This is a genomic window from Desulfovibrio sp. (assembly GCF_014803725.1).
Taxonomy (GTDB): domain Bacteria; phylum Desulfobacterota; class Desulfovibrionia; order Desulfovibrionales; family Desulfovibrionaceae; genus Desulfovibrio.
Genome location: NZ_JAAVBE010000019.1, coordinates 18092 through 32106, shown reverse-complemented (window position 1 = coordinate 32106; position 14015 = coordinate 18092). Strand labels below are relative to the sequence as shown.

General features: G+C 63.1%; 11 protein-coding genes. 4 read left to right on the top strand and 7 right to left on the bottom strand.

The window, feature by feature from the left end; translation table 11 throughout:
* Positions 1 to 88: 88 nt before the first annotated feature.
* Genes HDR50_RS05650 through HDR50_RS05640 form a run of 3 tightly spaced genes read right to left on the bottom strand, consistent with a single transcriptional unit; the run spans position 89 to position 2816 of the window.
* Positions 89 to 799 carry a DsbA family protein gene (locus tag HDR50_RS05650; protein ID WP_291356733.1) on the bottom strand — a complete coding sequence of 237 codons (711 nt, stop codon included), beginning with the start codon at positions 797 to 799 and terminating at the stop codon, positions 89 to 91.
* Positions 796 to 1959 (bottom strand): glycoside hydrolase family 3 N-terminal domain-containing protein, encoded by a 1164-nt coding sequence (locus HDR50_RS05645; RefSeq protein ID WP_291356731.1) that lies wholly within the window; start codon positions 1957 to 1959, stop codon positions 796 to 798. Before HDR50_RS05645 ends, HDR50_RS05650 begins: the two co-directional genes overlap by 4 nt.
* On the bottom strand, positions 1953 to 2816 hold the full coding sequence (locus HDR50_RS05640) for a PHP domain-containing protein (protein WP_291356729.1): 864 nt from the start codon (positions 2814 to 2816) through the stop codon (positions 1953 to 1955). Before HDR50_RS05640 ends, HDR50_RS05645 begins: the two co-directional genes overlap by 7 nt.
* 303 nt (positions 2817 to 3119) lie before the next feature.
* On the opposite strand from HDR50_RS05640, the gene HDR50_RS05635 reads away from it, so the two are divergent.
* The gene (locus HDR50_RS05635; protein ID WP_291356727.1) at positions 3120 to 5867 is read left to right on the top strand and encodes a hypothetical protein; all 2748 of its coding nucleotides are present in this window, start codon (positions 3120 to 3122) and stop codon (positions 5865 to 5867) included.
* A 44-nt stretch (positions 5868 to 5911) separates the two neighbouring features.
* Complete coding sequence (locus HDR50_RS05630; protein WP_291356725.1) at positions 5912 to 6262, top strand: DVU0772 family protein; 351 nt, start codon at positions 5912 to 5914, stop codon at positions 6260 to 6262.
* 239 nt (positions 6263 to 6501) lie between these two features.
* Here the strand turns inward: HDR50_RS05630 and HDR50_RS05625 are convergent, their stop codons facing one another.
* Positions 6502 to 8043 (bottom strand): sigma-54 dependent transcriptional regulator, encoded by a 1542-nt coding sequence (locus HDR50_RS05625; RefSeq protein ID WP_291356723.1) that lies wholly within the window; start codon positions 8041 to 8043, stop codon positions 6502 to 6504.
* Positions 8044 to 8378: 335 nt separating this feature from the next.
* Here HDR50_RS05625 and HDR50_RS05620 point away from each other — a divergent pair, with 335 nt between their 5' ends.
* Positions 8379 to 8618, top strand: coding sequence for a 4Fe-4S binding protein (locus HDR50_RS05620; protein WP_291356721.1), 240 nt, complete (start codon positions 8379 to 8381; stop codon positions 8616 to 8618).
* A 3-nt stretch (positions 8619 to 8621) separates the two neighbouring features.
* Complete coding sequence (locus tag HDR50_RS05615) at positions 8622 to 10313, top strand: FAD-dependent oxidoreductase (RefSeq protein WP_291356719.1); 1692 nt, start codon at positions 8622 to 8624, stop codon at positions 10311 to 10313.
* A gap of 251 nt (positions 10314 to 10564) precedes the next feature.
* On the opposite strand, the gene HDR50_RS05610 is transcribed toward HDR50_RS05615, so the two are convergent.
* From HDR50_RS05610 to HDR50_RS05600, 3 genes are all read right to left on the bottom strand, one after another.
* Entirely contained in the window at positions 10565 to 10984 is a 420-nt protein-coding gene (locus tag HDR50_RS05610; RefSeq protein ID WP_291356718.1) for a GNAT family N-acetyltransferase, read from the bottom strand.
* 128 nt (positions 10985 to 11112) lie between these two features.
* A complete protein-coding gene (locus HDR50_RS05605; RefSeq protein WP_291356716.1) occupies positions 11113 to 12168 on the bottom strand; it encodes a transporter substrate-binding domain-containing protein in 1056 nt (351 codons plus the stop codon).
* Between the two features lie 63 nt (positions 12169 to 12231).
* The gene (locus HDR50_RS05600) at positions 12232 to 13758 is read right to left on the bottom strand and encodes an APC family permease (RefSeq protein ID WP_291356714.1); all 1527 of its coding nucleotides are present in this window, start codon (positions 13756 to 13758) and stop codon (positions 12232 to 12234) included.
* Positions 13759 to 14015 lie beyond the last annotated feature (257 nt).

The window sequence follows — 14015 nt, the reverse complement described above, 5'->3', positions numbered from 1 at the left end:
GGTGCGGCGCAGGCGCCGGTGGAATGGATGAAGAAAACCCCGGGGCTTTTCGGCTCCGGGGTTTTTCGTCATTGGTGATGGGTGCGCCTCAGCGGCGGTGGCGCCCCACGGTGCAGCCGCCGTGCCAGGAGCAGGACTCGCCCGGATCCATGTCCACCCCGAGGTCGCGCATGGCGTCCTCAAGGCGCGCAGCCACGGTCTCATAGTGCACATAGCCGCGCGAGACCGCGTCGCGCTTGTTGCCGCGCACGAGAAACACGCTCGGATAGGCGCCGATCTCGCCCATGAGGGCCGCGGCCCTGGCGTGCGCCTCTTGGGCGGCCTCTTCGACGGGCCTGGACTGCACCGCATCCATGAGCGCGTCGGGCGCGATGCCCCAGCGGCGCGCGAGGGCCGCTATCGTCTCGTCAGTGAAGAGATCCTGGCCCTGGCCGTAGAAGACATCCTCGAGCGCCACCATCTGGTCGAGTTCGTGGCCGGGCGCCAGCGTCTTGAGGGCCGTCAGCACGAGGTCGGCCCCGGGGGAGGACATGCGGATGTCGCGCCCCTGCTCCACGGCCGCGATGGCGCCGGCGAGCGAGCGGCCCGAAGCATGCTCCACCTCGCGCCAGAAGTCGGTGAGGCCCGGGGAATTGGCTGCGTCTTCCGCAAGGGTGATGGCCTCGCTGATGAGGTTGCCGCCGAGCACATACACGGGAATGTCGGGATGCTCCGCAGCCAGTCTTTGCATGATGGGCGCAAAGGCATAGCACCAGGGGCAGTAGACGTCGGCGATATAGACGAAATGCGTTTCGTTCATGGAATCTCCCTTAGCGATGCGGGTTGTGCATAGCGGGCATGGAGTGCGGAAATGCGTTCCCATGATTTCCTGACCCGCTCCAAGGGTATGCTACCATCTTCCACAAGGCCGCGCAAGGTTTCAAAGACTTTTTCGGGAAGGCCCTCTTCCCACTCCATGTTGTTGCCGTAGAGCAGGATATCCACCCCGGCGCGCACGGCGAGCAGGATGCTCTCCCGAAGGCCGTAGCGCCCGCTGATGGCTTTCATCTGCATGTCGTCGCTGATGACCACGCCCTGCCAGCCGAGGCCCTGGCGCAAAAGCCCGGTCACCACCATGGGCGAGAGCGTGGCCGGGAGCTGCGGGTCGAGCCGGGCGTGGAAGAGGTGCCCGGGCATGACCATGCCCGGCCAGCCGGCCCGGAAGATCTCGGCATAGGGGAAGAGGTCGGTGGCGCCGTCCCAGCATTGGGTGATGTCCGTAAGGCCGAGGTGAGAATCTTCCCTGGCGCAGCCCTGTCCGGGAAAATGCTTGAGCACCGGCGCCACGCCGCGCGCGGCCAGCCCCTGCCCGAAGGCCAGCGCGTGGGTCGCCACGATGGCCGGGTCGGAGCTGAAGGCGCGCCCGAGGCGCCCGATGACCGGGTTGTGCGGGTTGCTGTCCACATCGGCCACCGGCGCCATGTCCACATTGATGCCGAGGCCGGCCAGCTCCCCGCCGAGGCGTTCGGCCGTCTCCCGCGTTTCGGGGATGCTGCCCTGCCCGAGGCGCTGGGCGGCCGGCAGGTCGAAAAAGCCCTTTTGCGGCTTGAGGCGGCGCACCTGGCCGCCCTCCTGGTCAACGGCGATGAACATGGGGCCCGGCGCAGCTGCACGCAAGGTTTCTGTCAGGCGACGCACTTGCTCAGGCGAGCGGATGTTGCGCTCGCCGCCGGTGGTCACGTCGCGGTCAAAGAGGATGACATTGCCCACGCGGCCCGTTTTCACGGCCGCAAGGAAGGGATCGTCGGGCGAAAGCTCCGCCCCGCGGAAGCCGCACATGAGCATGGCCCCGAGCATGCGTTCGAGGGGAGGCTCTGCGGGCGCCGCGCTGGCACCCTGAGCGAACGCCGCTCCCACCGGAACTAGCCCGAGCATGAGCAGGGCGAGGGCGGTGAGCCGGAGAAGGCCGCGCTTCAGCACGCCAGCCCCCGGGCGCGCCGCCGCGCCTTGAGCGCTTCCAAGGCGGCGGCGGGCACGCGCAGGGCACCGTAGCCCGTGCCGAGCTCAAGCCCGGGCTTGTTGGCGCCATGATAATCCGAACCGCCGGAAAGCCCCAAGCCGTAGCGCGCGGCAAGCTCCACGCAGTGCCGCGTGGCGGTGTCCGAGTGGCTGCTGTGCCATGCTTCCAGGGCGTCGAGGCCGCTGGCGGCGAGGCGTTCTGTCAGGGCATCCACGGCCTCCTCGGGTGGCGAATTGAGGCAGGGATGGGCGAGCACGGCGGTGGCCCCCACTTGGGTGAGGATGCGCACGGCCTCTTCCGGCGCTGGCACCCGCTTGGGCACATAGGCCTTGCCGCCTGAGCCGAGATATTCGCGGAAGGCCGTGCCCGTATCGGGCACATAGCCCTTGTCCACCAGCGCCGCGGCCATGTGCGGCCGGCCCACGCTGCCCGAGGCGCGGGCGCGGAGGTCTTCCATCGTGATGTCGAAGCCGAGCGCACGCAGGCGCGCCACCATTTCCGCATTGCGCTCGTTGCGGCCCCGAAGCACCGCCGCAAGCCAGTTTTCGAGCGCGTCGGCCTGTGGGGGCACCCAGAGGCCGACGATGTGGTGCTCGCCGGCTTCGGAACGCGTCGAGATCTCGCAGCCGCGGATGAAGGGGAGCCCAAGGTCGCGGGCCGCGCTCTCGGCCTCGTCGAGGCCGCCCAGGGTGTCGTGATCGGTGAGGGCGATGGCGGCGAGGCCCAGGGCATGCGCGCGGGCCATCAGGTCGGCCGGGCTGTCCGTCCCGTCCGAGGCGGTGGAATGGGTATGCAGGTCAACCAGAAGTGTCTCCATGCCCCCCTTGTATGCCCTGCCGCCCGCTCCTGCAAGCGGGCCAGCGGAAAGAGCATGCCTGAGGGGAGGCGGAAGGGCGGCCCTCCCGGGCGCGGCGCCTTCATTTCAAAAAGGCATTTTTCTTGCATAAAATTTCATGGAAAACTGCCGATACAGTTCAGGAACGCATGCCCGCCAGACGCATCCCCTGGGGGAGCTTTTGAGTTCCGCGGCGGATTCTGGTAGAAGTCTTGAGAGTGCTTCCTGCGGAAGGGCGCCCCCACGCCGGAGAGTCCGGCACCTTCCGCCGGGAAAGGATGTTCCATGTCGCAATTATCGCAACTTCTGGCGCGCTTGCCCGAGGGCAAGGATGTCCACATGAGCACCATGGGCCATGTGCTCTGGGTGTGCTGGCAGGGAAACCTCCCGCAGGCGGTGAACCAGACGCTGCTCAATTATGGCGGCATGCTCGTGGGCGAGGAGCACGGGCAGGCCATCTGGTTCTTCTTTACCGACGACGTTTTTCTGGCGCTGGCGCGCCTGCGCATCTGGGGCAATTTCAACGAGCTGCCCGTGAGCATCGAGCTCTTCCCCGGACGGCTCCAGCTGAGCAGCAAGCGCGAGGCCAGCCTGCTCGTGGACGGCATCCTCTCCTCCCAGGAGATCCACCCCCGCGAGACGCTGGATATCTGGATCCACCCCAAGAGCCGCGAGGGCCGCAACGTCCTGCCGGGCATCACCTTCGCCAACGCCACCGGGCAGCAGGGCATGGCCTCCGTGGCCTGGGCCGAGCCCGAGGTGGATGTGCGCATGCCCTATTCCTCCACCCAGGCGTGGTTCGCCGTGCTGCACCCGCTGGGCAGCCCTCTGGACAAGGCCTTCCAGGCCGGGTGGAGCAACATGTTCATCAAGCTGGAGGGCCTGCTCCAGGAGCTCAAGATCAAGTCCATCGTGCAGGAAGGCTTTGTCATGCTTGCCATGGACAATCTGCTCATGTTGCGCACCTTCATGCGCAAGTATCTCGAGACCTTCGACAAGGAAAAGCTCGACGAGGGCGAATACTGGCCCTGCGTCTGCGTCGTCGCCGACCGCAACAACCTCAATTTCAACAGTGACCTCCCCAAGAAGATCGGCCTCAAGTGGGACAATCTCATGCCGGATTTCCCCTACCTGAGCTACCGCAACGCCTATCTTCTGGGCGAGGGCTTTTCCGTGCGCGACCTGCGCTATACCGGCGGCCAGACCAGCATGGACAGCTGGTGCAATGTCCTTCTGGACGAAAACCGCATCAGCAGCCGTTCCATCCCGCTCATCATGTCCGGCCAGCTGGCCGCGGGCGCTGCTGGGGGCTCGTGCTTTTATTGCGGCCTTCCCAACCACTCGGCCGCGGAATGCCCCACGCGCACGTATTTCCCCTCCCGCGCCGAGACCTGGCAGCAGGTGGAGGGCATGGACCTCGAGGTCATCAACGAGGCCTTCCGGCGCATCGAGACGGTGCTGAGCGAAAAGGGCGTGGAGGGCTTTGACGAGCTGCTTGAGGGCGAGGAGCCCACGACCGTGCTTCTCCAGGCCATCTTTGACCTCAACGGGCCCTGCCAGCTCCGCAACGTGCCGCGCAACTGGCTCTACCGCATGCGCGAGCCCGACCCGGACGAGGACAAGCCCGCGCGCGACGAGAGCCCGGCCTGGGACCTGCTGGAAAAGCTCTCGCGCAGCGCCCCGGAGGAACTTTCGGAGCTGGACAAGGAAATCGTCCAGACCATCGCGCGCCACCAGCGCGACCCGCGGCTGCGCATGGTGCGGGCCTTCCTCCAGATCGAGCGCGGTGACACCACGCAGGCGCTCAACTCCTTCCGCGAGGCAGCGGGCATGACGCCGTGGCCCTCGCTCCAGGCCTGGAACGAGTATCTCCAGGGGCGCCTCCTCGAGGAGCAGGGCCAGCTCGCCCAGGCGAGCACCCTGTACACGCAGGTCTTGCGCGTCATGCCGCAATGGCGCGAGGTCATGTACCGGGGCATCATCTGCCGGGTGAAGATGGGCTTTGCGGAGCAGGTGCTCGACCAGGTGGTGGAGCTCGTGCGCGCCGAGCCGGAATATTTCAACCGCTTCCTCATCGACCCGGCCCTCGAGCGCGGGCGCCTGCTCGTGCTCTCCGCGCTGTTCGACCTCTGGGAAGAGGCCCGGAAGAACGCGGAAAACGAAAAAAGCGCCGTGCACGCCATGCAGGAACGGCTCATGGCCTGGTTCCCCGAAGACCATCCCGTGCAGGGGCGCCTCGGGCAAAGGGTGCATGCGCTCGACGCCCTGGGCAAGGTCGACAACTACATGGCCTTTTTCCGCATGGTGCGCCAGCGCCCGCAACTGGAAAAGGAACTGGAGGAGAGCATCCAGCGCGAGGTGGAGGAACTGCGCAACCGCTACAAGTCCTACCTCGACGTGCTGGAAGAGATCCGCGACGAAGCCTCGTGGTTCCCCTTCCCCTCGGCCCTGCGCGACTTCAGCGCGGATTTCAACTCGAGCGCGGGCATCATCAACTGGGCCTTTGCGAGCAATTTCAACGAGGCCGAGACCTTCAAGCGCGCGCAGAACGCCATCCCCCGCCTCGACGAGCTGCTCCAGAACCTCAAGACCCGGCTCAAGTTCCTGCGCACCGTGCGCGACGGCACCCTTTTTGGCCTGACCATGCTGCGCACCTTCATGTGGGTGGAGATCGTGGGCCTCGTGCTCTGCTTCGTGGGCGTGCCTGTCATCGTGTTCTGGGGCGAAAAAATGGGCCTGGGCTGGCTCAAGTACCTGCTCGGGGAAAACCAGTGGTCCATCCAGAAGGTGCTCGTCATCATCGTGACTATCCTCGCGGTGGGCGTGGGGGCCCTGCGCACCACCCTCGTCTTTGACCGCAAGCGCGAGAAACTGCTGGAGCAGGCAAGGGAGCAGCGCCAGAAGGCGCAGCAGACGCGCATCGAAAGTATCCGCAAGCAGCGCCTCGCCGAGGCGAAAAAACTGCGCCGCCAGCAGGAGGCCGCGCAGCAACTGGAAAACCGCCGCCAGCTCAAGGCGCGCATGCAAGGCTGACAGCCGGCGCCCAGGAGCGCGCCGCCCCAAGGAAGGAACCCTCCATGCCGACACTCAAGGATTTTGCGCTCTATCCCATCGACTGGAACCTGACGCCCGAACACGCCGTCACCATGTATCTGGAGTGGGGCAACAACGACTGGCAGGACGAATACCCGCCCGTGCGCTCCAAGGAGGACGTTTCGCATTATTTCGTGGTGGACAGCTGGCAGGACCCGCCGGTCATCCGCCTCGTGCGCCGCAATTCCGAGGCCGCGGAAGACCTCATCACCATCCCCCTGCCGGACGAGCTTTTGCCGGGCTGGCGGGAGGCCAATGGCGATCTCCGTGGCGTGAGCGCACCGACGCCGGCCATCAAGGCGTGGCTGAAAAAAGAACTTGGCCAGGACAAATGATGGGGACATGAGCGCGCCGCCGGCATGGCGGCACGAAAGAAAAGGCTTTTGGCGCCAGCCCGGGCGACTTCGTATAAGGAGCGTCCGGGCTGTCGTTTTCCCCGGCCCCGGGGGCGTTCCGCAGCCCGCAGGCAGCGGGCCCGCACGCAAGCATGAAACGGCAGTTTCAGCTGGCGGCTTACGATTCTTCTGTTGCGTTCCTTGGTGTGATGTCCCCACAGCGGAACATCACACCCGGGTCATGCTTCATGGGGATGTTTCATGCTGAGCCCCAGCTTTCGCACATGCGCGCGAAGGGTGGTATAGTGGATGCCCAAGATGTCACTGGCGCTTCCGGGGCCTGTCATTTTCCCGCGGGTATACTGCAGGACGGCTGCAATATAGCTTTTTTTCAATTCTTCCAGAGTCGGCCATCCGGCGGGCGGCCGGAAGCCGTCGGCCACGCCGGCGGGTTCCTCCGCCAGCGCGACTGACTGGAACGCCTCCTTGAGGTTCTGGCCGGTATCATCGTCGATCATGAGCCGCTCAACAGTGTTTTTCAATTCCCGCAGGTTGCCGGGCCAGTCGTGCGCATAAAAGGGCGCAATATCCGACCTGCTGATATCGGGCGGCACGTTCTTGCCCATGGTTTTTGCCGCCTCGCGCATGAAGTATTCGGTGAGGCCGAAGATATCCTCATGGCGATGGCGCAGGGGCAGGACGGAAATGGGGTACACCGCGATACGGTAATAGAGATCCTTGCGGAAGGTTCCGGCGCGGACCATCGCCTGCAGGTCGCGGTTTGTCGCGGCGATGAGCCGCACATCCACCCGCTGCGCCCTGGAACTCCCCACTTTCTGTATGGTATGGTCGTTTAGAACCCGGAGCAGCTTTACTTGGGCCCCCTGTGACAGCTCGCCGATTTCGTCAAGGAAAAGCGTTCCCCTGTCCGCCTGCTCAAAAAATCCCTCATGGGCATGTATGGCCCCGGTGAAGGAACCCCGCTCATGACCAAATAACGCGCTGTCCAAAAGGCTTTCCGATATGGCGCCGCAATTTACCTTGACCAGGGGGCCGCGAGCGCGTGCCGAGAGTTCGTGGAGGGCATCCGCCACGCATTCCTTCCCGACGCCGGTTTCGCCTTCGATCAGCACGGGGGCATCGGTGGGGGCAACGTGGGCGATTTTTTTCTGCACCTCGACCATTCCCCGGCATTGGCAGAGAAGGTCGTAGTTTGGCGTAAGCGGCGACCTGTTCTCCTCGGCCATATGTTTTTCATGGAGGGGAAAGCCGGCCTTTTTCACGCGTTCAACAAACGGCGCGAGCAGCTGGCGGATGGTGCGGACGCGCCGGGGAGTGAAGATGTGCGCGGTTTGCGACCAGAATTGCATAAGGTAAACGACATCGTCTTTTTTGTAAAATGGCATGCGCAGCAATGCGAGATGGCCGGAAAATGTCGTGCCTTTTTCGGAGAAATATCGCGTATAGGCGCGGATATTTTCAGAGATATCATTTAATACCAGTATGCTGTCCAGGGCCGAGTCCGGGCTTATGTCACAAACTCTGGAGCCATGTGGCGTTATCTCCCTGTGCGGGTGGCAACCTGTCTTGGTGCTACAAATGGGAACAAGGATACGTCTGTCAGATGTGATTGAAATGACATTTATATGTGATATCGACATTTTTTCCGCAAGGACAGTCCGTAGAAAGAAAATTGCGCACTCCAGGCCGTCACAAAGATAAATATTACGGAAACTGCGCCCCACTTCTTCAGTAGCACTAGTATTCAGTTTTTCGCGCATCTTCCCTATTTCCCTGGCTATGGTTGGTGAAGAAGGCCGATGACGACGTTCTTGTCCCGGTGTCTTGTCCCGAGAGCGAACGAAACTGTGATTTTCGGGCATACCCTGTGCGTATTCCTAGCAATCGCATATGCGATTTGCAATGCAGCGGGAGAGAAAATTTATAATTATTTGAATTTTTTGAAGATAATTTTAGCACAGTTATTGCTTTTCAGAAAGGGAGAACTACCACCAACAAGGGGGGAGTGCATGAAACGACCGTTTTTGTTCCCGGTGGCCGCCCGTATCTCCGACGTTCAGTGCGGTTGCAATTCTTTAACTTCATGGAGTGAGCGATGCCCCCTGTGATTGATGAAGAAAAATGTGTCCATTGCCAACTTTGCGCCGAGATCTGTCCTCTGGGTGTGTTCCTGAAACACCCCGATGAAGCGCCGCAAGTGGCCTTTCCCAATGAATGCTGGCACTGCAATGCGTGCGTGTTGGACTGTCCCTCAGGGGCGCTCTCCCTGCGCATGCCTCTGCCCTACCTGCTGCTGCATGTCGATGCGAAAAAACTTTTATCCAATCAGGAGTGAGCGATGCTTCCTATCAATAAAAGCCTAGAGACGGATATCCTCATAATAGGAGGCGGCATCGCCGGCCTCATGGCTGCCATTGCGGCGCGCGACACGGGGAGGCGTGTTCTTGTGCTGGAAAAGGCTGACACGCGCCGTAGCGGCTCGGGGGCGACCGGCAATGATCATTTTCTCTGCTATATTCCGGAAAAGCACGGGAACATCCAGGTGGTGCTTGGCGAACTCAAGAACTCCATGTTCGGCTCCAATATGGATTTTCCGCTGGCGGAACGCCTGCTTCGGGAAAGTTTTGACGTGGTGAAGGACTGGCATTCCTGGGGCATAAACATGAAAATCGCCGATGATGACTGGATTTTCATGGGTCATGCGTTTCCCGGTCGGCCGCGCATTTTCCTCAAGTATGATGGGCATAATCAAAAGAAGGTCTTGACGAGGAAAGCGCGGGAGGCGGGGGCCGAGATACTCAACCACCATACGGGTCTGGAACTTGTCCGCGATGAAAATGGCGTGACAGGGGCGCTTGCGCTCGATGTTTCGGGCGCAAAGCCCGAGCTTGTCCTCGTGCGCGCCCGCAGCATCATCTATGCATCGGGTTGCGGGTTCCGGCTCTATCCCTCCAGTCTGACGCCAGGCATGCTGTTCAATGCCACCTCGTGCCCGGCCAATACTTCCGCGGCGATTGCCCAGTCATGGAGGATCGGCGCGAAAATCGTGAATATGGAAATGCCCTACCGCCACGCGGGGCCGTCGTATTTCGCGCGCGGCGGCAAAGGAACATGGATAGGGGTGTACAGAAGGGGCGACGGCAAGCTGCTCGGACCCTTCGTTACGCGCGCAACCCGTGAACTTGGGGACATAACCGGGGATGTGTGGAATTCGGCCTTTACGGATCTGATGCTTGACGGCCATGGCCCCACCTATATGGACTGCACCGCGGACAGCAGCGAAGATCTGGCTTTCATGCGCGAGGGGATGAAGAGTGAGGGCCTGACGGGCCTCATCAACTACATGGATGACCTGGGGGTGGATCTGGCGCGCGATGCCGTGGAATTTCGCCAGTATGAACCCAAGACCATCGGCAAGGGCGTGGAGGTTGACATTAACGGCCAATCAAGCGTCCCTGGGCTGTACGCCGCCGGCGACACGGTGGGAAATGTCAGGGGTGAACTGGCCGCCGCCGCCGTGTATGGCCGCATCTGCGGCTATGAGGCGGCTGCCGCGTGCCTGGAGCGGCCACTGGTTGACGAAACCACCTTCTGGGCAGACGCGTGGCTTCGGGAGCGAATGGAGTTCTACAGCTCGCTTTATGAAAAGGGCGCCGGAGCGGCGTGGCATGAGGCAAACATGGCGCTCCAGAACATTATGGCCGATTATGCCGCGCCGGGCCCCGATAAGGTGCGTTCCGAAACGCTTCTTCGGGCGGGCCTCACCTATCTTGCGCAACTGCGGGAGCAGTCCTGCCGGCAGGTCTATGCCCCGTGTCCGCATACCCTGATGCGCGCTGCGGAAACTTTCGACCTTCTCGATTGTGGGGAAATCACCATGCACGCGGCGCTTGAGCGCAAGGAGACACGCGGGCTTCATGTCCGTTCCGATTACACGTTCACCAATCCGCTCCTCAATAACAAGTTCCTGGAAGTCTGGAAAGAAAACGGGCAAATCCGCACGCATTGGCGGGACAAGCAGATGGCCTAGAAAAACTGCCGCATGCCAGGGAGCGGGGTGCGCCGGCTGCCACGCATTCCGCTCCTTTTTGAGGGATGGTCGCTGAACGGAGGTCGCGCCACGGGCCCGGGTGGCAACCCGTCTATCCCGGCGCGGATGCCGGCATTTTCCCGGGCGTTGGGGCACTCTCCCGCCAGACCATGACGACGCTGTGCCCGCGCACAGGGCACGGCCGCATGGCGCGGAACTGGGCTTAAATGAACGACTTGGCGCAGGCGGAACTATTCAAGCCACAAGTCCATGCCGGCGCCCATGCTGCCCCCGGGTCGCTCGGTGAAGCCGAACTTCTTGTAAAAGCCCTCGTTGCCGGCCGTGGCAATGAGCACGACCTTTATCTTCCACCCCGGGCGCCGTTGTTCCTCCACCCAGGTCAGGGCAAGCTGGGTGAGCTTTTTGCCGATGCCGCGCCCCTGCCACGCGGGGAGCACCATGAGGTCGGAGAAGTAGGCGATATAGCCATGGTCCCACACGATGCGCACCGCGCCGACGACTTCGCCGTCCCGCCGGCAGGCAGCGATGAAGGCCGAATGGCGCAGTCCGGCTGCCGCCTCTTCCAGCGGCAGCTCGGGCCAGCCCACGGCCTTGCGCAAGCGGCAATATTCCTCAGGGGAAAGCGAAGCGGAATAGTCGAGAGCATCCATGGCGGCCTGCCTTGAAAAAGGTCGGGAGAGGTACGTCAGGAAAACTGGCGCCCGGCGCCCCAAAACGCCACAGGGCGTTCGCCCGGCTCGTGCGGGAAAACGCCCTGTGCAAAATCGGCAAAATCAGCTCAGGCGCCGGCCGGCGTTTCCACGCGGGCCTTTTCTTCCCTGGCGAGGCGCTTTTCCAGCGCGGCCACCCGGGCGCGCAGCTCGCGCGTGTGCTTCCTTACGCCCACATGGTAGAGCCAGAGCAGCCCGAAGATGAGCAGGCAGGCCTCCACGAAAAAGAAGAATACCCATTGCCAGTGCCGCTCCTGCCCGGCCGGGCGCTCCTGATGCAGCCATTTCTGCGCCAGGGCCTCGCGCTCCTGCGGCGTCACCTGCGCGAGGGCCGTGGTGATGACATTGAAGAGCTCGGGCCGGTCGCGGCGCACGGCCACGGCGTGCCCATAGGAGGAATCCACCTTGCCCGCGGTCTGCATCTGGAGGATGCCGCCGGTCTGGATCTTTTCCAGCAGGTTGAATTCATAGTCGAGCACGGCGTCGGCCTCGCCCGCGGCCACTTTCTGCAGGGCCTCGAGCGTGGTGGCCGAAGGGACGGCGATGACCTCGGGATGGAACTCCTTGAGGAAGTCGTGCCAGGAATAATCCTGCACAACGGCCACCTTCTTGCCGGCGAGCGCGCTCATGTCGGCCTTGTCGAGGCCGCTGCCGCGCCGGGTCATGATGATGCCGGGTTCGGTGATATAGGGCGCGGTGAACAGCATGTATTCGCTGCGCCGGCCGGTCTTGGCGGCGGCCATGAAGAGGTCGACCTTGCCCTGGCGCGCCAGTTCCTCTGTGGCGGCCCAGTCGCTCGTGGCCAGCGGCCGGAAGTCAAGGCCCGTCATCTTGGAGAGCAGGCGCAGATAATCGCCGCCAAGGCCGGTGTAGCGGCCGCGTTCGTCAAACATTTCCAGCGGATAGAAGTTAGGGTCCACACCGACGGTGACGATCGGGTTCGCCGCGAGCCACGCGAGATCTTCCGGGGCGATCTTGTCGAGCACGGAAGTTTTCTCTTCAAGCAGCTCGCCCAGCGTATCCTCCCGGCTGGCGAACGCCTGCGGGTAAAAGGTCTGCACGCCGAGCAGCACCTGGATGCCGATGATCGTAAGTCCGAGGCAAAGTAGCAGCAACTGTCGCATGTATTCTCCACAAAATTCCTGCGTTTGCCGGCGCCCAGTGCGGGCGCCGCGTTCGCGGCGCGCTCAGCGGTCGGCGGCGTTGGCCGTCTTTTCCTTGGCGGCTTCTTCCTCGTCTTCCTCGGGGTCGAAAAGGACGGGGCAATTGCTCCTGCCGAAGAGCAGGTAGCGCAGGCGCGAATGCGGGATGTGCAAAAGCTCGCCGCGCCGGTTGGCGAAGAAGATGCCGCCGAGCCCCACCCAGATGAAGAGCATGATCCACGAGGGCACGCTGATGGCGGCCGGGGAGCTCGGGAAGATGAGCAGGAAGAAACAGACGATGGACGTGGCCGAGCCGATGAGGCAGATGGGCTTGCCCCAGGCGGCTTCGGGGATGCGCGGATGCCGGTTCAGGTACTTGTAGGCGGTCATGCTGGTGAAGAGATAGGCCATGGCCGTGCCGATGGCCGACATGTCCACGATCCAGCCGAGTGCCGCGCGCCCGAACCACGGCACCACGAGGCAGAGCGCCAGGGTGAAGAGCACGCTCTTCCACGGCGTGTTGTAGCGCGGATGCACGGAGGCGAAAAACTCCGGCAAAAACTTGCTGCGGCCCATGCTGAAGAGCAGGCGCGTGGTGGCCATGAAAAAGCCGTTCATGCCCGTGAGGATGCCGGCGAGCACGGGCACGGTCAGCGCCACGCCGCCGAAGCGGCCGAACACCTGGTCGGCCACCCAGCCGGTGGCCCAGGCGTGGTTCTGGCTGAGCAGGTCCTTGTAGGGGATGTAGCCAGCGACGCACAGCGTCACCAGCGCGTAGAGGATGGCGCCGCAAATGATGGACAGGAGCATCAGGTCGCGCGCCTTGGCGGGCGAGAATTTGAATTCCTCGGCGGTCTGCGGGATGGTGTCAAAGCCCACGTAGAGCCACGGCGTGAGCGCCAGCACCACGAGGACGCAGGCGAGCGGCGAGCGGTCTTCCGCAAAGAGCGGCTGGAAGTTCTCGAGGCTCGCCGAATCGGTGAGGAAGGTGCCGGTGGCGAGCACGAGCACGCCGGCCGTGAGCGCGAGGGCGAGGATGACCTGGATGGTGCTCGCCGCGTTCATGCCGCGGTAGTTCATCCAGCCGAAGAGCAGGAGGATGGTGGAGACGAAGGCAAGCTCGCCCCCGTTGATGTCCCACCCGGCGATGGAATAGAGATAGCCCACGTCAAAGACGCCGGGCAAAAGATAGCGCGTGAGCAGGATGAGCGCCATGGCATTGGCCGCGATGACGCAAATATAGCTCAGCACCAGCGCCCAGCCGCACACGAAGGCCCCCCGCGTGCCGAAGCCCGCGTAGGCGTAAGCGAAGGCGCCGCCCGCCACGGGGTAGGGCTTCACGAGGAAACTGTAGCTCAGGGCAACGATGCACTGGAACAGCGCGCCCACGAAGAAGGCGATGATGGTGCCCATGGGGCCCGCATCCGGAAGGAAGCGGATGGCGGGCAGGATGAAGCAGCCCCAGCCCACGATGGCGCCGAGCGCGAGAGCGAGCACTTCGATGGGGTTGAGGGTTTTTTCCAGCTCTTCGCGTTCGTGGCCCTTGATTGCATGCTGTGGCGTCTCCCCCATGCTCCCTCCTTGATCCGGCGTGTGCGCCCAAGCGGCGCCATCCCGCAAAAGCAATCCTTGTGCCATAAGGCACATGGCGCCCCGGGCCTTGATTTTGGGGACTATCCCGGCCGTGGCCTCAAGAAACGACACAGAAAGCGCCCGCTTCCAAGTCAGATCAGACTTGACGGGGGCGAAAACGCCCAAAAAATTCGAGGCATTTTTGACTTATTGCGCAAAAATGACTCATGCGTTTTTGAGAACAAGGGAGCGCCGGC